Genomic DNA, 18,466 nt, shown 5'->3' with positions numbered 1-18,466 from the left:
CTAACCTATAAAAGCTTAGTGCCTGAAGTGACGCATGCCGGTGAATACCATGGCAAGACCTGCTTCATCAGCTGCGGCAATTACTTCATCATCACGCATGGAACCACCAGGTTGAATAATGGCGGTCGCACCTGCTTCTGCGGCAGACAGTAGGCCATCCGCGAATGGGAAGAAAGCGTCTGACGCAACAACAGAGCCAATGGCAAGGTTTTCAGATAAGCCCGCTGCTTCTGCCGCGTCTTGTGCCTTGCGGGCAGCAATACGGGACGAATCTACACGGCTCATTTGTCCTGCACCCACGCCGACAGTTGCACCGTCTTTTACGTAAACAATCGCGTTTGATTTCACGTGTTTTGCGATTTTAAAAGCAAAACGCAAATCTTGCATTTCTTGCTCGGTTGGTTGGCGCTTGGTCACGACTTTAAGGTCAATGTCGTCGATGACGCCGTTGTCTTTGTCTTGTACCAGCAATCCGCCTGCAACAGTGCGAACATCCAACGCTTTGGCACGGCGATCTGGTAGTCCGCCAGTGGTGAGGAGGCGCAAGTTCTTTTTCGCAGCAACAATTGCTTTTGCTTCATCCGTTGCATCAGGGGCGATAATCACCTCGGTGAAGACTTTCACGATCTCTTCTGCAGATTGTGCATCAAGCGTTTGGTTCATGGCAACGATGCCGCCAAAGGCTGAAACGGGATCACAGCGAAGGGCAAGTTTGTAAGCATCAATCAGTGTTGCGCCTTCTGCCACACCGCACGGATTTGCGTGTTTGATGATCGCGATGGCTGCTGACTGCTCAGGATCAAATTCTGCGACCAGTTCAAAGGCTGCGTTCGTATCATTGATGTTGTTGAATGATAGCGCCTTGCCTTGGTGCTGTGTGGCTGTTGCCACGCCAAAACGGTGCTCGCCTGTTTTGTAAAAACCTGCTTGTTGGTGCGGGTTTTCACCGTAACGCATCACGGCATCGAGCGTACCGCCGATGGCGCGTTTTGTTGGCATGTCGATTGTTAGCTCATCAGCAAACCAGTTAGACACGCTTGCGTCATAGCTTGCGGTCATCGCGAAGGCCTTGGCAGCCAATTTCTGGCGCTGCTCGTATGTTGTGCCACCTTGGTCCGCAATATTTGCAAGCACGGCGTCATAATCTGAAGGGTCGGTGATGATGCTCACATAGGCATGGTTCTTAGCAGAAGCGCGCACCATGGCCGGACCGCCAATATCGATGTTTTCAATGGCGGATGAATAATCAGCACCTTTAGCAACAGTTTCCTCAAACGGGTAAAGGTTCACCACCACAAGATCGATGCCAACAATGCCGTGCGTTTCCATTGCCTTGGCGTGGTCAGCGTGGTCGCGAACACCAAGCAGCGCGCCATGTACTGATGGATGCAGCGTTTTGACTCGACCATCCATAATTTCTGGAAAGCCCGTAATGTCGGAAACATCGGAGACGGGAAGACCTGCCTCTTCGATTACTTTGCGCGTGCCGCCTGTTGAAATGAGGTCAATGCCTGCATCAACAAGCGCTTTGGCGAAATCTACAATGCCAGTTTTGTCTGAAACAGAAAGCAAGGCGCGTTTTGCAGGTACGATGTTTGGAATATCAAAAGTGATGGCAGATACAGCCATGGGTGGGAGGTCCTCTTTTTGGATTTTAGTTCTCAGCCACTAACAGGCGAGAGGTTTTTTAGGTTTGGAGAGCGGATACCACTTTTCTTCTCATCAAGAAAGACGTTGGAAGGTCCAATTTAAAATAGATGTTTTGGCAAGTGAGCCTTGCATTAGAATTTGGAAGGCGGGCTTGGTGCCGTAAATATCTGAAATATTGATGGTGTCTGTTAATTCAACAGGGTGGTTTTCACATGTGAATAGCCAGCGTTGGCCGGATGGTAATTTGAGGTCGATTGTGTTGTCGGAACCAGCGTGTGCTGCAACATTGGAATCAAGATGAAACCTCAATTGGAATGAATGTTTGCTGTCCGGCGAAATCGAAGTGCCATTTCCATGCAACATTTTGTCGCGGCCGGTCAGCACTGTGCCAGTTGTATCAAGCTGAATTTCGCGGTGGTGGCACACGTTGAAATGAGAGACATAGCCGTCATGTTTGGCGGTGATCATTGTATAGTCTTGATGGAGTTTGCGATCACATTTGACTTTTTTGGGGCCAGAGAGAATGGGCACACCTGAAAGGTGGTTGTATTTTTGCTCTGGTAAAAAGCGACTTGATGATGCCTCGTTGATTGAAAGGGTCGAGTGTGCGGCAGTTGATCGTGCGATCTCAGCAAGGGATTGATTGTTTTGAATATTGACGTTGGCTGCTGAGCCGCAATTGACAATCATCCGGTCAGCTCCATCGCTAAGTTCGAAAGACAGGCACCCAGCATGCATCTCACCACTAACATTTTGTGGCGGCAGTTCGCCTGTATCCATCACCACAATTGTGCGGTTTGCTTCTAGCCGTTGATAGCCTGAATGTTTGGCATTGAGTACCGGCGTACCCTTTGCATCATCAAAGGCAAGCATGGTGCTGACAAGGTCGATGGGTGTGTGACCCATGCCATTAAATTTCGCAAATGTTCCATCGCCCAAACGAAAAAACCGTAACATCGGCATAATGCGATCAATGGCAGCAATCATGACATCGCTTGGCACAATGTCGCGCGATATGATGGCTTGGCGAAGGGGCATAAGCATGGACATGATGACAATCAAATTGGACGGGTTGCGTCCAATATGACCGCCGTCTGGCAAAATTTGGCTGGTTAATTCATGATCAAGTCGTTTGAGCCCTGAATGGATGGTTTTTTCATCTTTTCCCATGCAGACCGACGCATAGGCAAGAGCAATGCCTGTATACATACGTGACATGCCAGCAGGGGTTTTATTATGGGTGGAACGAAGAAGACGCACTTGCTTTGTAAGGCTACGCATGAACCGTTGATAAAATTCATGGTCGCAATCTTGAAGGAGTAAAGGCGAATGGCTGAGCCATGCAATGACCCGTTTTGACATGATGCGGGGGCTGGCCGTCATGCTGTGCAATGATCCGTAAACTCTTATCCAGTCTTCGACCAATGTGCGGGCTTGTATGCGCGAGACAGATGTTTCTGCGGCTCGTAAGTGCTTGAGCCAGCTAAATTCGTGCAAGGCCTCTTCCCACTTTTTCGGCTGACCTTGTATTTCAAAAGGCGATTGCCCACCGCAGTTTACTGTGTATCCACACAGTGAATAATAGCCCTGATATAAATCTGAAGCGCGGGTAGGATCAGTGGTTGAAATATCTTGCGGGGCGATAAAAAGCTCATTGTCAGCCGACCCCATAAGACGCAATCTTCCCAGCGGGTTATAGGTCGCGAGTTTATACAAGCCGATGGCCTGATGCTCTATGTTGAGTTGCATCAGTTTCAACCGATCAGAAAAAGTGGTTGCGGTTGGCAATGAAGGCCCTTTGCTTGATTGGTTTTTAAGTCGATTACGCATCGCCTAATAAAGGCTGGATCGCCACCATAAGTAAATCTTACCTTTGTGTGCAATAGGTTGTGAACTTTGTGGCAGGATTAACTGTTGTTCTTGTTATTTACATGTTGAAAACGCGCCATGAAAAATCCGTCTATGCCAGATAGCACGGGGTCGGCGTGTTCAAGATAATGAGGCAGGGTGCGTATGGTGCCGTTTTCTTGGAGTAATTGTGAAACGCCGCCCACTTCATCAGATCTGATTGGATCAAGTTTCAGTGGTAAATTTTCCGCCTCGATATACTCAAGTATCGCTTCGCCTTCTTCTGGCTGCAGCGAGCATGTGCAAAATACCAAAGTGCCGCCAGGTTTTAAGAAGGCAACGGATGCCTTCAATATTTTGCGCTGAAGTGTCGCCATTTGCGGGATTTGTTGTTCGGCTTTGAGCGACAGAATGTCGGGGTGTTTGCGAACAATGCCTGTGGCAGAACAGGGGGCGTCCAATAAAATTGCATCAAAAAGCTGCTCTGGCTTCCATGCCATAACGTCACTGGTCACACAGTCAGCATTTAAATTGAGGCGTTCTAGGTTTTCGTTTAGTTTTTCAAGGCGCGGTGCTGAGCTGTCAACGGCTGTAACAAGTGCGCCTTTGCTTGCTAGATAAGCGGTTTTGCCACCAGGAGCGGCACAAAGGTCTGCGACTGTTTTACCGTTTACATCACCCAACAAAGATGGCGCGAGGCTTGCGGCCGTATCTTGAACCCACCATTCACCCTCTTCAAAGCCTGACAAGTTAGGAACAGCGCCACGTGATTTTAGGCGTACTGAGCCTGTTGGCAGGGCGACACCTTCAAGCGTTTCAGCCCATTTTGGTGCATCTGATTTGGTTGCAATATCAAGATAGGGTTCATGGCAAAGAGCTGACGCCATATCGAGAACTGTCTTCTTGCCATAGGCTTTAATCCAAGTTTTGCAAAGCCACTGCGGCAAGATGTCGATGGGGTCAAGGCTTGCGAGAATTTCTTCTTTCTCGCGGCCAATGGTGCGCAAAACGCCATTGATGAGTTTTGAAAAATGCTTTGCCTTGTGGTCGCTTTTTGCAATCTCCATTGTGGTGCTGACGGCAGCATGATCTGCAACATCCAAAAACAAGATTTGAGCAACACCAAGCCGCAACAAATGCATGGCAGGGCCACCGCGTCTTCCGAGCGGCTTTTGCATATAGCCGCTGAGGATTTTCTCAATTTGAAAGCGCCGTCTTAAGGTTGTGGACGTGATGGCACGTGCGAGGCTGCGGTCGTTAGGGGGCAGCTCATCGAGCACTTTGCGATCCAGCAAATATTCGAGCGGCTCACCTTCATCAATCACTTTGGTGAGCAAATGCAGGCTGCGTTTTCTGGCCGCTAAGCCCACAGTGTTTTTACCACCCTTACCGCCTTGTTTATGGCGGGGGTTTTTATCGTTTTTGCCGTTGTCAGCATTTTTGTTTTGTTGGGTCAGGATAAAGGTCCAGCGTGTCTAGAAATCAGCGCAACTATCACCTTTGGCAACTTGTGCAATGGAGGTGATTTTTGTGTCATATACGCCAACATTCTCTTCGGCAAGCAATTCGCTGCCAACAAAACGATAACAAACCAGCGCTTTGAAAAAACCTTCACCCTCTTCGGTGATTTTATAGTCGATCGAGCCGCCGTTAATCGCGCCCGCCCACTCGGCCATGGATTCGATGAATTCTTTGCGGTTTTGTTCAACACCAAGATCGGTGATTTCATAGTTGAACGGTGAGAAATCTTCTGGCGCCATCAAGCCTTCCATCGCGGGCACATCGGCCTTTTGAAGGGCGGCGTACCATGCGGTTAGACTTTCATCTTTTTCAATCGTTGTTTGCGCCGTTGCAAATGTTGGCATTGCCGCCATCAATAGCGCGACCGATAGTGATAAGATTTTCATGTCTTTCTCCCGTATCTTTGATACTAGGGCCCGATCTAAAGGTTGTCCCTAGGCCGTTGAAAATTCGCCTGTTTCATGGTCCATCGTGTAGAGTTCACCAGTGGAAATATCGAACCAAGCACCATGCAACGTGATTTTCCCACGCTCCACTTGTGTTTTAACACAGGGGAAAGTCATAAGGTTGTCAATAGAATTGCGAATGCCAGCTTCTTCCATGGCGCGCTTGCGGGAAGCAAAATCAGCGCCATCTTCGCAGATCATTTTATCTTTGGCAGGCTCAAGCAATGTAATCCACTTGCCAATGAAATCACCGGGTGAAAGAGGTTTTGTTTCGACCACACCTTCATCTTGAAGAAGAAACGCTTGCACGCCACCGCAGCGCCCGTGACCCATGATAACAATATTCTCAACCTTGAGCGCTTGCACGGCAAATTCCAGCGCTGCTGATGTGCCATGAAAGCCATCGTCAGCTTCATAGGGCGGCACTAGGTTTGCTACATTACGAACGACAAACAATTCACCTGGTGCAGAATTGAAAATTGTCTCAGGTGCTGCACGACTGTCGCAGCAAGAAACGATCATGGTCTTTGGCTTTTGGCCAAGCTCTGCCAGAATTTCGTAGCGCGCGCGGGCTTCTGGTAAATGGTCTTCTTTGAATTCTTTGTATCCAGAAAGCAGGTCATTTGGAAAGGATTGTTTTTTGTCGAGCATGGGAGGTCCTCGTCATGAGTTAATCTCGGCGTCTTATTTCAGATCAAGCCGATGGTGGCAATCCTTGTGCGGTGCTAGATGGTTTTGCCTATTTGTTTTTGGCGATGATTGAGTTCAATTATGTCAGCGAGGTGGGTTTTGCCACTGTGCCTTTGCGGCGAACGACGGGGCCGCCGACGCGGCGCATGTTGACCATCGCCATGGGGTGGTCGATGCGGGATTGTTCTTCAACCAGCACCAATTCATCGGCCCCGCGTTTTACCGTTTGCGCTAACACATCAAAAACCCCAGCGGTTGCTGTTTGCAAGGCTTTTTGCGGGGTTTGTCCGCTTAGTAAGCGTGCCATCAAAAGACCTGCAAATAAATCCCCCGGTCCATTGGGCGCGTTTTCGAAAGAACGATGTTCGGCAAGCAGGGCGTCATTTGCTCCGCTATCATAAAGCAGGGTGCCTTGTGATTGTTTCATCATTGCGAAAGCAGAAGTAACGGCGACATAGCGGTGCGAAAGCGTTTTGGCCGTCTCCACAATGTCTTCATTGATGGCGTGGGTTTTTGCCGTCAGCCAATCAAACTCGAAACGGTTTGGCGTGATGAGATCGGCAAGCGGGAGCAGTTGATCGCGAATGGCCGCAGCTGTTTCTTCAGGCACATAAAGCCCGCCTTCATCACCGATCACAGGATCACAGCAATAAAGCAGATTGGGATTATGGCTTTTTGCCGCTTTGATAAGTTTGGCGATTGGGCCAGCTTGTTCGCTGTTGCCCAGATAGCCTGTAATGATGCCGCCAAGATTGCCTAGTTGATCGTTTCCAATCAAATCTTCGATGATGGCTGCAAACTCGTCGCTGGGCGCAACAATGCGCTGCCCTTTGCCATGACCTGGATGCCAAGGCAGGGTGATGGTGGGTAAGAACCAAGCGGGATGCCCAAGCCGCTCCAGCGCAAAGACTGATGCCCGTGCTCCAATGCGACCACGGACAACTTGGCTTGTTATGACGAGAGTAGAGAGAGTTTTTTGCATGTCAGTTTATAGCAAGCAAAACGGACAAAACCATCTAAATTCTCAATCAGTACCATCTAAGTTGGTATTCAAAAATAGAGTGTTCTCGTCACCCTCTTCGCAACCCTAACGGCGACCAAAGGCGGGACCACTACGGCGACGATTTAACTGTGGCGCTGATTGCATTGGCCTTGTTGATCTTGAAGGTGACGTGCGCTGCTGAGAAACGGGCTCTTCAATATACTCAGATGTTTGATCATCAAGAAGAAAGGCTCTCGCGGTAATCACATAACTAACTAAGCCGATATAAGATCCAATAAATGACATGGTAAAGGTAAAGGTTATAAGCCAGATCGACAAATCAGCTGGCTTGCCGAGTGCTATGGACGTGGCCAAATTTCGTGGTGCAAAGGGGTAGAACAATAAAGTGACCAAAACGATCAGCAGAAAACCCGCAATGACTGCGACAAATGATCTTGAAAGAATGTACCCTAATTGACGAAATCCACGGGCTATTGCTGGCATAATGCCTTGGCCATAACCAACGACAGAGGCGGGTAAATAGGTAATCAAAAAAGGAGTCAGTCCAAGCGCCGTGACAAAGATGATGCCTGTTGCAATTAACGCGGCCTTAGCGGTCGCTGTGCCGACAGCGACTAGTGGAAAAATGATGACAAGGGCGACGATGAATAATAGAGCAAATGATGCAAAAAATAAGATCAAAAGACTAAATCCAAACCCTGCAGTGTTTTTTAGGTCAAAACTGCGATCGCGGTCTGGTATTAAAAGTGTCGCGAGGACTTGATATCCGAGATAACAGCTTGTTACCAAGCCAACAATTCCAGATAAAATTACCTCAACTGTGCCTAGCCGCGCCGTAAATTGAATGATAGCTATGACTGCAAAGCTTACAAAAAGCGGCACAGGGATTTTTTCAAATAAGCACAAAGCTTCTACGAAAATATTTCTGCTAAAGTTCATAATAATCCATCCATTGTATGTAAAATTGTTATGAAATTACAGTAAATAAAATAATCAATAGTAAATTTGGAAAATGTAAGGGAAATATCGGCGATGAAACTCTGCCGTCTTCTTACAGGCTCTGATGGCGCCGCTTTCTGTCACAAAGTGACTGCTGCCTTGAACAAGGGTTGGGATTTGCATGGGTCGCCCACGACGTCAGTGAAGCCTGACGGTACAGTGCTTTGTGCTCATGCATCGGCGTTATAATCCAACCTGACCGATGGGTCACGTAAATAAGCGTGGGATAATATAACGGCTCCGCAAGCCACGCTGTATCCCAAAATTAAAAACACTGGGATAGTGAGGATTAGCGAGAATCCTGCAATCGGCAAAAGTGCGGCATCATTCCCTTTAGTAGCGACAATTTCTGGATGAGCGGTCATAAATTGTTTTGCCAAACCCAGTATTCCTTTTGAATAAATTTGAGTGGTAACAAAAATAATTATATTTAATAACAAGAGAGAGCCAAAGATATTTTTCCAATTGTCTTTTCCGCGCTGAAATGCAGAATTAATGCTAGGATAGATCCCTGCAATATAGGCTGGGAGATAGGTGGCCAGCCTTGAGAAAATAAGCAGGCCAATACCCGAAATAAACAGAGTAATTAGTAGAGAAATGCGCGAAAAGTATCCTCCAAATAGTATATGAGCAAAGATGGTTGGCGGTGCAAAACATATATATACCAAAAGGATTAGTCGGAAAAAAATCCCCACGCTTCAAAATAAAATTCCTTTGGTGTTTTCTTGATATCTAAAATGATGCAATGAGCTTTGTAGGCTAAAAGGATCCAGCTGAAATGTATAAGGGTTGGCACTGGTCCTAGGCTGCGTGTTTTTGGCAAATCTAACAGGGTCGGAATGATTATGAGCAAGTTGAAAATGGAAATAATTAAAATCCAAAGCCAGCATTTTTTAAATACTGGTATTCCTGCTAATAAAAAATGTTTTTGTTCCATTATTTAAATGCTTTTATTTTTATTGATCGCTTTCAATGAAAGTATTTGTGGAATAAATTAAAAAATATAAAAGGATTATCAACGATGAAACTCTATCGCCTTCTCACAGGTTCTGATGACGCAGCCTTTTGTCATAAGGTGACGGTCGCCTTGAACAAAGGCTGGGATTTGCATGGATCGCCCACCACGTCAGTGAAACCTGACGGCACGGTGCTTTGTGCGCAGGCGGTTTATAAGCATGTTCGAGGAACAGAGTACCACCCCGATATGAAGCTTGGCGAGCAATAGAAGATCCAAATGATCGCATTATGGTGAATTTTCGTTCACGAAAAAACACTTTTATCCCGTCGTGCTTTGACCTTTGCGGGCAACCACATTAAAAGGGTAAAGAACACCTATTCGGTTTCGGCGCCTGGGTTTTTACGAAAAGGGTTTGAATGTCTGCTTTGTTGATGATGGTTCAGCAAGGCGTTCCTACTTGCAGGATTGTTCCTGCTGCATAGGAATAAAGGAGGGCATGACAAACTGTTGATGAATAAATAGGGTTGCGCCATCGCGACACTAGGAATGGATGACGAGAACATGAAAAGCGCAGATGCTGCAGCAAAAAGGCCGCTCTCACCTCACCTTCAAATTTACAAACCAATTCCAACGATGGTTATGTCGATTTTACACCGCATCACAGGTGCGGCGCTGTATTTTGGCACCTTGTTATTGGTGTGGTGGCTCGCTGCTGCTGCAACGAGTGAAGCTTATTTCGCCTTTGTGAACGACTTTTTCGGTTCGGTAATCGGGCGTTTGATCTTGTTTGGTTACACATGGGCTTTGATCCATCACGCACTTGGCGGCATTCGTCACTTTATGTGGGATTTGGGCCATGGCTTTGATAAGCATTTTGCAACCAAGATGGCTTATGCCATGGCCGTTGGCTCGGTTGCTTTGACGATCCTTGTTTGGATCATTGGTTATTCGGTGAGATAGGAGCAGGTCATGAAAACATCACTTAATAAAGTTCGTGGTCTCGGGTCTGCAAAAGACGGTACAGATCATTTTTGGAAACAACGTGTATCGGCGGTTTCAACACTTCTCCTGTCTGTTGTGTTCGTCATCTTGTTGGTGTGCCTCAGCGGTGCATCATATGAAAAAGTCGTGGCGACTTTGTCTTCTCCTCTTGTTGCTGTCTTTTTCCTCCTCTTCATCCTAAGCGGCGTGTTTCACATGCGTTTGGGCATGCAGGTGATTATTGAAGATTATATCACCAACGAGACCACCAAAATTTTAGCGCTTATGGGCAACACATTCTTCGCGATTGTTGTTGGCGGCATTAGCGTCTTTTCCATTCTAAAGCTTGCGCTTTAGTACCTAGTTAGAAATTTACAGATTGCGGGAGCAACTGATGTCTGAAAACACCTCCAAGAACACAGTTAATGTGAATGGTCGTGCCTACACGTTTATTGATCACACGTTCGATGTTGCCGTTGTTGGCGCAGGCGGCGCTGGTTTGCGCGCAGCTTTGGGTGCAGCGAAAGCTGGCTTGAAAACAGCGTGTATCTCGAAAGTATTTCCAACACGCTCGCACACGGTTGCAGCGCAAGGCGGTATTTCAGCCTCGCTCGGCAATATGGGTCAAGATGATTGGCGCTGGCATATGTTTGACACCGTAAAGGGGTCTGATTGGCTGGGCGACCAAGACGCAATTGAATATCTTTGCCGCGAAGCGCCGCAAGCAGTGTATGAGCTTGAGCACTTTGGTGTGCCTTTCTCGCGGACTGAAGATGGCAAAATTTATCAGCGTCCCTTCGGTGGCATGACCACTGAATACGGCGAAGGTGTTGCAGCACAACGGACTTGTGCGGCGGCTGACCGAACTGGTCACGCAATCCTTCACACGCTTTATGGCCAGTCTCTTCGTTATGACACTGAGTTTTTCATCGAGTATTTCGCGATCGATTTGATCATGGAAGATGGTGAGTGTCGTGGTGTTGTGGCGCTTGATATGGAAACTGGTGAACTACACCGTTTCCGTGCATCGAAAACAGTTCTCGCAACAGGCGGTTATGGCCGTGCCTATTTCTCGGCAACCTCTGCCCACACCTGTACGGGTGATGGTAATGCGATGGTTCTGCGTGCAGGCCTTCCTTTGCAAGACATGGAGTTTGTTCAGTTCCACCCAACCGGCATTTATGGTGCGGGTGCATTGATTACTGAGGGTTCACGTGGTGAAGGCGGTTATCTTACCAACTCTGAGGGTGAGCGCTTTATGGAGCGTTATGCGCCGAGTGCGAAAGATTTGGCGTCTCGCGATGTTGTTTCCCGCTCAATGACGATGGAAATTCGTGAAGGACGCGGCGTTGGGGCGAAGAATGACCACATTCACCTTCACCTTGACCACCTTGATCCAGCTTTGCTGGCTGAGCGTTTGCCGGGCATTTCAGAATCAGCCCGCGTTTTCGCCGGTGTTGATGTGACGAAAGAGCCGATCCCTGTGATCCCTACAGTTCACTATAATATGGGCGGTATTCCGACTAACTTCCACGGCGAGGTCCTCAACAAAATTGATGGTGACCCTGATTGCGTGGTGCCAGGCCTTATGGCGATTGGTGAAGCAGCTTGTGTGTCCGTTCATGGTGCGAACCGTCTTGGTTCAAACTCTTTGATCGACCTTGTTGTGTTTGGTCGTGCGGCTGGTCTTCGTTGCAGTGAAACTGTGACAGCGGGCGAGCAACAACGCGAACTGCCAGCAGATGCTGGTCACAATTCAATCGAGCGCCTTGATCATTTCCGTTATGCAAATGGTTCAACATCAACCGCAGAACTGCGTGCGTCTATGCAAGACACAATGCAGAACAATTGCGCGGTGTTCCGTACCACTGAAATTCTTGATGAAGGCCATGATAAAATCCATCAGGTTTGGAATTCTTCCGACGATATCAAAGTGACAGACCGTTCACTGGTTTGGAACTCAGACCTGATTGAAACGCTTGAGTTCGACAATTTGATTTCTCAGGCTGTTGTAACAATGGATTCAGCGCAAAATCGTAAAGAAAGCCGCGGCGCCCATGCGCATGAGGATTTCCCTGATCGCGATGATAAGAACTGGATGCACCATTCTTTGGCTTACATTGATACGGACAAGAAGACTGTGTCGTTAGAAGATCGTCCCGTTCATACCTATACGCTTTCAAATGAAATTGCGTATATCAAGCCTAAAGCGCGGGTTTACTAATTTTAGACAGGTCGATGTTGTTTAAATGTCGACCTTCACAAACAAAATCAACATGATTGAGCACTCAAAATGGTTCAGCTAACACTTCCAAAAAACTCAACAATGTCGGCGGGCAAAACGTGGCCTAAACCGGATGGCGCGACAAATCTTACTGAGTATCGCATTTATCGCTGGAATCCTGATGATCAGGAAAATCCAACCATTGATACATACTTCGTTGATCGCGACGATTGTGGTCCGATGGTGCTAGATGGTTTGATCTGGATTAAAAATAAGGTCGATCCGACACTGACGTTCCGCCGCTCTTGCCGTGAGGGTATTTGTGGTTCTTGCGCCATGAATATTGGCGGCACGAATAACCTTGCTTGCCTTAAAGGTATGGATGAGGTTGCAGGTGATGTGGTGAAAATCTATCCATTGCCGCACCTGCCAGTCGTTAAAGACTTGGTGCCTGATCTTACGAACTTCTACGCGCAGCACCGTTCAATCGAACCGTGGCTGCAAACAGATACGGCAACACCTGAAAAGGAATGGGGCCAGAGCCGTGATGACCGCGAGAAACTCGATGGTCTTTACGAGTGCATTCTGTGTGCATGTTGTTCAACATCATGCCCATCTTACTGGTGGAATGATGATCGCTATCTCGGCCCTGCTGTTTTGCTTCAAGCCTATCGTTGGTTGATTGATAGCCGAGACGAAGCAACGGGCGACCGTTTGGATAATCTTGAAGATCCATTCCGCCTTTATCGCTGTCACACAATCATGAATTGTGCGCAGGCTTGTCCGAAGGGTTTGAACCCGGCGAAAGCGATTGCGGAAGTGAAAAAGATGATGGTCGAGCGCCGTATCTAGGCACTTGCTACTAAACAAAACAAAAAAGCCGGCAGTTTTGAACTGCCGGCTTTTTTGTTATCTGATTGTTGCTGTGTCAGACCTGTCGGTCAACACGCGCGCCCGTTCCATCAAGGGTTGGGGCTTCAATTTTAGAAGCTAAGGCTTCAAGGTTTTGCTGGCCAGCTTCGAGCAATCCAACAACGGCTTGAGATTGCTGTAATGAATTTGCAAGCGCTACCGTTTGAGCGGTTTGGGTTGCAATCGAAGAACTAACGGCGCCAAGGGCTGACATAATATATACTCCTTACAATAGCCCTCATTTTAAGAGAGGATCCTTAAGAATATCTGAAACACCAAATTGTGACTTAGATTGGGGTATCGACCTGCCTTGCGTCCGCCTAAATACCAACGTAGAAAAGACAATGAATGATAGGAGCACCGCATGCGTTGCCTTTTTGTATTTATAACCCTGTTTTTATTTGTAGGAACCGCAATGGCAGACAACTGGATCGTTAAATCAAGCTCACACTCTGTTGAAAAAACAGTGTCTCAACTAACCGCGGCTATTGAAGGCGCAGGCGCTAAAGTATTTGGCGTTGTTGACCATGCCGCTGGTGCAAGCAGTGTTGGGGCAGAACTTGCGCCTGCTACATTGGTAATTTTTGGTAATCCGAAAATTGGCACGCCGATCATGCAAAACAATATTCGTGCGGGTCTTGATCTGCCGCTCCGCGTTTTGGTGTTTGAAGAAGCGCGCGAAACTAAAATTGGTTACCTTGATCCGGCCGCTTTGAAAGCCCGATATGATATTGAAGGTGCTGATGAAGTATTTGCAAAAGTAAGTGGCGCATTGGACAAGTTAACTGACGCAGCGGCAAAGTAGCCAGAATTAACACGACCCAAAACGCAATCTGCACGCATCAAGAGTGTTGCGTTAGTTATACAACTTCTATATGTAAACCTATGTTTGGTTGTATGGTGGCAATCAACAATATACGTTAAATTAGATAATATGACGTAATGGTCGTTGTATCTGGGCTTTAAACACGATGAAAAACATGTATTTACAAACGTTAGCGATAGGCCTTTGTGGCGCACTTGCTGCTTGTCAGACGACAGCAGTGTCACCGCAACTTGCGCAGCCTGAGCCGTTGCAACCTGCGCCAATCTCTCCCGTCGCTTCGACCCAACTTTCTCCTGTTGGGAGCGCGCCTGCTGTTGGTACGCCCTCTGTAAATGCCGCTCAAGCTGGAGCGGCTGCAAGTGGTCAAGCGCAAGATTTGCAAGCTATACCGACACTGCCAACATCAAGTTCTGGGGTAACCCGCGTTCAAACGGTTTCCGTTTCTCCAACAATCAATTTTGGACGTAATGCAGTATTGGGTGCTTGGAATGTTTCGACCAATGCCGATTCATGTGCACTCAATCTAAGTCTTACAACATGGACTGGCGGCTTTAGAGCGTCGACCCGTAAATGCTCCACTGACCAACTTTTAGGAATTGGCGCTTGGAACGTAGCGGGGAAACAGTTGTCATTATTTAATAAGACTGGCGGCTTGATCGCGCGTCTTGTTGTATCGGGTGATAATCGTTTTGATGGAACAACAGAAACTGGTGGCGCTTCAATTAGCGTGTTCCGCTAGTCGCGCACTATCCTTTTTGTCCGTGAGCAGTTGAAAAGGCGGGTGCAGCCCGTATAAATGATTCATGCCTCACTCAGACAAAGCCCCTTCGAGTATTTTATCTAAATATCGTCAGTTGGTGACAGGCGGCGGCCTTGAAGAGGACGTCGCACAGCTCGCTGTTATTGATCGTCTCGATGCCGTCAATACTGACCTTGCTGAGCGAAAACTTGCCAATAAATCCAGTTCCCTAGGTTGGTTGTTTAGCAAACGCAAATCGGCGTGGACGAATGTAAAAGGGCTTTATATTTGGGGCTCTGTTGGGCGGGGTAAAACCATGCTCATGGATTTGTTTTTTGACGCCTCCAATATAAGACGAAAACAACGGGTTCATTTCCATGAATTTATGGCCGATGTGCATGATCGTATTCATGGGCATCGCGAAGCTTTGAAGCGTGGTGAGGTGACAAGTGATGATCCAATTGTCCCTGTTGCCAATGCAATTGCCGATGAGGTGAGGCTTCTATGCTTCGATGAGTTCACCGTGCGCGATATTGCTGATGCGATGATTATGCGACGCTTGTTCACCCAGTTATTTGCCCGCCAAGTGGTGATTATCGCAACCTCGAATGTCGACCCTGATGACCTGTATAAAGACGGCTTGAGACGTGCCGATTTTATGCCATTTATCGATTTGCTAAAAGAGAACGTCGATGTGGCAAAGCTGGATGCGAGAACTGATTTTAGATTAGAAAAGCTTGGCAATAAGCCAGTTTATTCTCATCCATTGAATGATGTATCTGCAGCCCAATTTGATGAGTTATGGAGCGCGATCATTGGCGGTGAGAAACCGCAGCGGCTTGAACTTACTATCAAGGGGCGACAGGTCGAAGTGCCGATGGCAGCATTAGGGACGGCACGATTTGCTTTTTCTGACCTTTGCGAAAAGCCCTTGGGTGCGACGGATTATCTCAAAATTGCTCAGAGTTTCCACACGCTGTTTATTGAAGATATTCCAACTTTCACGGCTGAAAAGAGAAATGAAGCGAAGCGTTTCATCAATCTGATAGATACAATTTATGACGCAGGCGTGAAACTAGTGGTAACAGCAGCGGCGGCACCAACCGAGCTGAACGCTGGTTTGCGTGAAGTTGAAGCCTTCGAATTTGACCGGACCGTATCAAGATTGATTGAAATGCAATCGGATGAATATCTCAGCGCGAAGGCGCCTCAATAGCTTAAATTACCCTTTTTAGGTGGTAATTTTGAGAACAAACCAAAACTCCACTTTACGTAAACGGTAGAAACGTATTATTTTTTAGTCGAAAGGAATGTCTTAAAGGCGTGATTGGGTTGCGCTACCTTATGAATAGGAGTACCCAAACTTTAACTGAAATATCCGTAACCTTACCTTAAGGGAAACTAACATGGCTCGTAGCAAAATTGCTTTGATCGGCGCAGGTCAAATCGGCGGCACGCTCGCTCACCTCATTGGACTTAAAGAACTTGGCGACGTTGTCCTCTTCGACATCGTAGATGGCGTACCACAGGGCAAGGCTCTAGACATCGCTGAATCATCTCCAGTTGATGGCTTCGATGCCGACCTTAAAGGTACATCATCTTATGAAGATATTGCTGGCGCCGATGTATGTATCGTGACAGCTGGCGTTCCGCGCAAACCAGGCATGAGCCGCGACGACCTTATCGGCGTCAACTTGAAAGTCATGAAGGCTGTTGGTGAAGGCATTGCTAAGCATGCTCCAAATGCATTCGTTATCTGCATCACTAACCCGCTTGATGCGATGGTTTGGGCTTTGCAGAAATTCTCAGGTCTTCCAAAAGAAAAAGTAGTTGGCATGGCTGGCGTGCTTGATTCAGCTCGCTTCCGTCACTTCTTGGCTGACGAATTCAAAGTATCTGTAAAAGACGTTACAGCTTTCGTTCTTGGTGGCCACGGCGACACAATGGTTCCATCAACACGTTACTCAACAGTTGCAGGCATCCCGCTTCCAGATTTGGTGACTATGGGTTGGACGACACAAGAAAAACTCGACCAGATTGTTCAGCGTACACGTGATGGTGGTGCGGAAATTGTTGGTCTTTTGAAAACAGGTTCAGCTTTCTACGCACCAGCAGCCTCTGCTGTTCAAATGGCTGAGAGCTACATCAAAGACCAACGTCGCGTTCTCCCATGTGCGGCGGCTCTTGAAGGTCAATATGGCCAATCTGATTTGTATGTTGGTGTTCCAACAGTCATCGGTGCTGCAGGCATTGAGCGTATTGTTGAAATCAATCTGAGCGATGAAGAGCAGGAAATGTTCGATAAATCAGTCGATGCCGTGAAGGGCTTGATTGAGGCATGCCAAAATCTGGCGCCTGAACTTAAGTAATTAAAGGCGCCCTATGGGGCGCTTTTTTGATGGCTCTGCCATCATTTGAATAAACGAATGTCGCAAACGTGCGACGTATCTAAAACCTCAAATGGATTTGAGAAATGAACATTCATGAATATCAGGCGAAAGCCTTGTTGAAATCTTTTGGTGCTCCGGTTGCTGAAGGCGTGCCGATTTTAAACGCAGCCGATGTCGATGCGGCACTCGATGCGCTACCCGGTCCAGTCTATGTGGTGAAAAGCCAAATTCACGCCGGTGGCCGTGGTAAAGGCAAATTCAAAGAATTGCCAGAAGACGCAAAAGGCGGCGTTCGTTTGGCGTTCTCCGCTGATGAAGCGCGTTCTCATGTTTCAGAAATGTTTGGCAATACGCTGGTTACAAAGCAAACCGGCCCTGCAGGTAAGCAAGTAAACCGTCTTTACCTTGAAGATGGTGCGGATATTGAAAACGAACTTTATCTTTCAATCCTCGTCAATCGTGAAACTGGCAAAGTATCCTTTGTTGCTTCAACTGAAGGCGGCATGGACATTGAGGCGGTTGCTGAAGAGACACCGGAAAAAATCCACACAATCGATGTTGAGCCAACTGTAGGCTGTGATGCGGCGATTGCTGGCAAAGTATGTGATGCTTTTGAGCTTACAGGCGATGCACGTGCCGATGGCATGAACCTCTTCCCAATTCTTTACAAAGCGTTCGTTGAAACAGACATGAGCCTGTTGGAAGTAAACCCGCTTATCATCATGAAAGATGGTCACTTGCGCGTTTTGGATGCGAAAGTATCTTTTGATGGCAACGCGGAATTCCGTCATGCTGATTTGCAAGAACTTCGTGACCTTTCAGAAGAAGATGCAAAAGAAATCGAAGCGTCAAAGCATGATCTTGCTTATGTTGCTCTTGATGGCAACATCGGTTGCATGGTGAACGGTGCTGGTCTTGCTATGGCGACCATGGACATCATCAAGCTTTATGGTGCTGAACCTGCTAACTTCCTTGATGTTGGTGGTGGTGCAACCACTGAAAAAGTAACGGCTGCTTTTAAAATCATTACGGCTGATCCAAACGTGAAGGGTATTCTTGTCAATATCTTCGGTGGTATCATGCAGTGTGATGTTATTGCAGAAGGTGTTTTGACGGCTGTGAAAGAAGTCGGATTGCAAGTACCGCTTGTTGTTCGTCTTGAAGGAACAAATGTTGAAAAGGGTAAAGCTATTATCGATGGTAGTGATCTGGATGTTATTCCAGCTGATGACCTTGATGATGCAGCCCAGAAAATTGTTGCTGCTGTAAAGGGGTAATC

General features: G+C 47.4%; 19 protein-coding genes and 1 pseudogene. 11 read left to right on the top strand and 9 right to left on the bottom strand.

What is annotated here, in order from left to right; all coding sequences use genetic code 11:
- Nucleotides 1-15: 15 nt before the first annotated feature.
- From purH to ABJO30_06270, 7 genes are all read right to left on the bottom strand, one after another.
- On the bottom strand, nucleotides 16-1,629 hold the full coding sequence (purH, locus tag ABJO30_06300; protein ID MEP3232420.1) for a bifunctional phosphoribosylaminoimidazolecarboxamide formyltransferase/IMP cyclohydrolase: 1,614 nt from the start codon (nucleotides 1,627-1,629) through the stop codon (nucleotides 16-18).
- A 93-nt stretch (nucleotides 1,630-1,722) separates the two neighbouring features.
- On the bottom strand, nucleotides 1,723-3,438 hold the full coding sequence (locus tag ABJO30_06295) for a heparinase II/III family protein (protein MEP3232419.1): 1,716 nt from the start codon (nucleotides 3,436-3,438) through the stop codon (nucleotides 1,723-1,725).
- Nucleotides 3,439-3,557: 119 nt separating this feature from the next.
- The gene (locus ABJO30_06290; GenBank protein ID MEP3232418.1) at nucleotides 3,558-4,868 is read right to left on the bottom strand and encodes a transcription antitermination factor NusB; all 1,311 of its coding nucleotides are present in this window, start codon (nucleotides 4,866-4,868) and stop codon (nucleotides 3,558-3,560) included.
- A gap of 105 nt (nucleotides 4,869-4,973) precedes the next feature.
- Nucleotides 4,974-5,405, bottom strand: a complete 432-nt coding sequence (locus tag ABJO30_06285; protein MEP3232417.1) for a hypothetical protein — start codon at nucleotides 5,403-5,405, stop codon at nucleotides 4,974-4,976.
- Between the two features lie 48 nt (nucleotides 5,406-5,453).
- Complete coding sequence (locus tag ABJO30_06280; protein ID MEP3232416.1) at nucleotides 5,454-6,116, bottom strand: carbonic anhydrase; 663 nt, start codon at nucleotides 6,114-6,116, stop codon at nucleotides 5,454-5,456.
- Between the two features lie 118 nt (nucleotides 6,117-6,234).
- On the bottom strand, nucleotides 6,235-7,137 hold the full coding sequence (pdxY, locus tag ABJO30_06275; GenBank protein ID MEP3232415.1) for a pyridoxal kinase: 903 nt from the start codon (nucleotides 7,135-7,137) through the stop codon (nucleotides 6,235-6,237).
- 105 nt (nucleotides 7,138-7,242) lie between these two features.
- The gene (locus ABJO30_06270; protein MEP3232414.1) at nucleotides 7,243-8,097 is read right to left on the bottom strand and encodes a hypothetical protein; all 855 of its coding nucleotides are present in this window, start codon (nucleotides 8,095-8,097) and stop codon (nucleotides 7,243-7,245) included.
- Between the two features lie 93 nt (nucleotides 8,098-8,190).
- Here ABJO30_06270 and ABJO30_06265 point away from each other — a divergent pair.
- Nucleotides 8,191-8,325 (top strand): annotated as a pseudogene (locus ABJO30_06265) (DUF1737 domain-containing protein).
- Between the two features lie 2 nt (nucleotides 8,326-8,327).
- Here the strand turns inward: ABJO30_06265 and ABJO30_06260 are convergent.
- A complete protein-coding gene (locus tag ABJO30_06260; protein MEP3232413.1) occupies nucleotides 8,328-8,852 on the bottom strand; it encodes a hypothetical protein in 525 nt (174 codons plus the stop codon).
- Between the two features lie 326 nt (nucleotides 8,853-9,178).
- On the opposite strand from ABJO30_06260, the gene ABJO30_06255 reads away from it, so the two are divergent.
- The 5 genes from ABJO30_06255 to ABJO30_06235 all read left to right on the top strand — a co-directional run bounded on the left by ABJO30_06255 (nucleotide 9,179) and on the right by ABJO30_06235 (nucleotide 13,172).
- Complete coding sequence (locus ABJO30_06255) at nucleotides 9,179-9,382, top strand: DUF1737 domain-containing protein (protein MEP3232412.1); 204 nt, start codon at nucleotides 9,179-9,181, stop codon at nucleotides 9,380-9,382.
- 294 nt (nucleotides 9,383-9,676) lie between these two features.
- Nucleotides 9,677-10,075, top strand: a complete 399-nt coding sequence (gene sdhC / locus ABJO30_06250) for a succinate dehydrogenase, cytochrome b556 subunit (GenBank protein MEP3232411.1) — start codon at nucleotides 9,677-9,679, stop codon at nucleotides 10,073-10,075.
- A gap of 9 nt (nucleotides 10,076-10,084) precedes the next feature.
- The gene (gene sdhD, locus ABJO30_06245) at nucleotides 10,085-10,453 is read left to right on the top strand and encodes a succinate dehydrogenase, hydrophobic membrane anchor protein (protein ID MEP3232410.1); all 369 of its coding nucleotides are present in this window, start codon (nucleotides 10,085-10,087) and stop codon (nucleotides 10,451-10,453) included.
- 37 nt (nucleotides 10,454-10,490) lie between these two features.
- Entirely contained in the window at nucleotides 10,491-12,320 is a 1,830-nt protein-coding gene (gene sdhA, locus ABJO30_06240) for a succinate dehydrogenase flavoprotein subunit (protein ID MEP3232409.1), read from the top strand.
- Between the two features lie 69 nt (nucleotides 12,321-12,389).
- The gene (locus tag ABJO30_06235) at nucleotides 12,390-13,172 is read left to right on the top strand and encodes a succinate dehydrogenase iron-sulfur subunit (GenBank protein MEP3232408.1); all 783 of its coding nucleotides are present in this window, start codon (nucleotides 12,390-12,392) and stop codon (nucleotides 13,170-13,172) included.
- Between the two features lie 76 nt (nucleotides 13,173-13,248).
- Here ABJO30_06235 and ABJO30_06230 read toward each other — a convergent pair whose 3' ends face one another.
- Nucleotides 13,249-13,446, bottom strand: coding sequence for a hypothetical protein (locus tag ABJO30_06230; GenBank protein MEP3232407.1), 198 nt, complete (start codon nucleotides 13,444-13,446; stop codon nucleotides 13,249-13,251).
- A 201-nt stretch (nucleotides 13,447-13,647) separates the two neighbouring features.
- Here ABJO30_06230 and ABJO30_06225 point away from each other — a divergent pair, with 201 nt between their 5' ends.
- The 5 genes from ABJO30_06225 to sucC all read left to right on the top strand — a co-directional run bounded on the left by ABJO30_06225 (nucleotide 13,648) and on the right by sucC (nucleotide 18,464).
- Nucleotides 13,648-14,037: a DUF302 domain-containing protein gene (locus tag ABJO30_06225; protein ID MEP3232406.1), complete on the top strand. Its 390-nt coding sequence runs from the start codon at nucleotides 13,648-13,650 to the stop codon at nucleotides 14,035-14,037.
- Between the two features lie 175 nt (nucleotides 14,038-14,212).
- Nucleotides 14,213-14,797 (top strand): AprI/Inh family metalloprotease inhibitor, encoded by a 585-nt coding sequence (locus tag ABJO30_06220; GenBank protein MEP3232405.1) that lies wholly within the window; start codon nucleotides 14,213-14,215, stop codon nucleotides 14,795-14,797.
- Between the two features lie 64 nt (nucleotides 14,798-14,861).
- A complete protein-coding gene (gene zapE, locus ABJO30_06215; GenBank protein ID MEP3232404.1) occupies nucleotides 14,862-16,013 on the top strand; it encodes a cell division protein ZapE in 1,152 nt (383 codons plus the stop codon).
- A gap of 190 nt (nucleotides 16,014-16,203) precedes the next feature.
- On the top strand, nucleotides 16,204-17,166 hold the full coding sequence (mdh, locus tag ABJO30_06210) for a malate dehydrogenase (protein MEP3232403.1): 963 nt from the start codon (nucleotides 16,204-16,206) through the stop codon (nucleotides 17,164-17,166).
- Nucleotides 17,167-17,270: 104 nt separating this feature from the next.
- Nucleotides 17,271-18,464, top strand: coding sequence for an ADP-forming succinate--CoA ligase subunit beta (sucC, locus tag ABJO30_06205; GenBank protein MEP3232402.1), 1,194 nt, complete (start codon nucleotides 17,271-17,273; stop codon nucleotides 18,462-18,464).
- Nucleotides 18,465-18,466: the final 2 nt, after the last annotated feature.

Source organism: Hyphomicrobiales bacterium, from assembly GCA_039973685.1.
Taxonomy (GTDB): Bacteria; Pseudomonadota; Alphaproteobacteria; order Rhizobiales; family JACESI01; genus JACESI01.
Note: the sequence above shows the minus strand (reverse complement) of the source record. Positions and strands in the feature narration are given on the sequence as shown.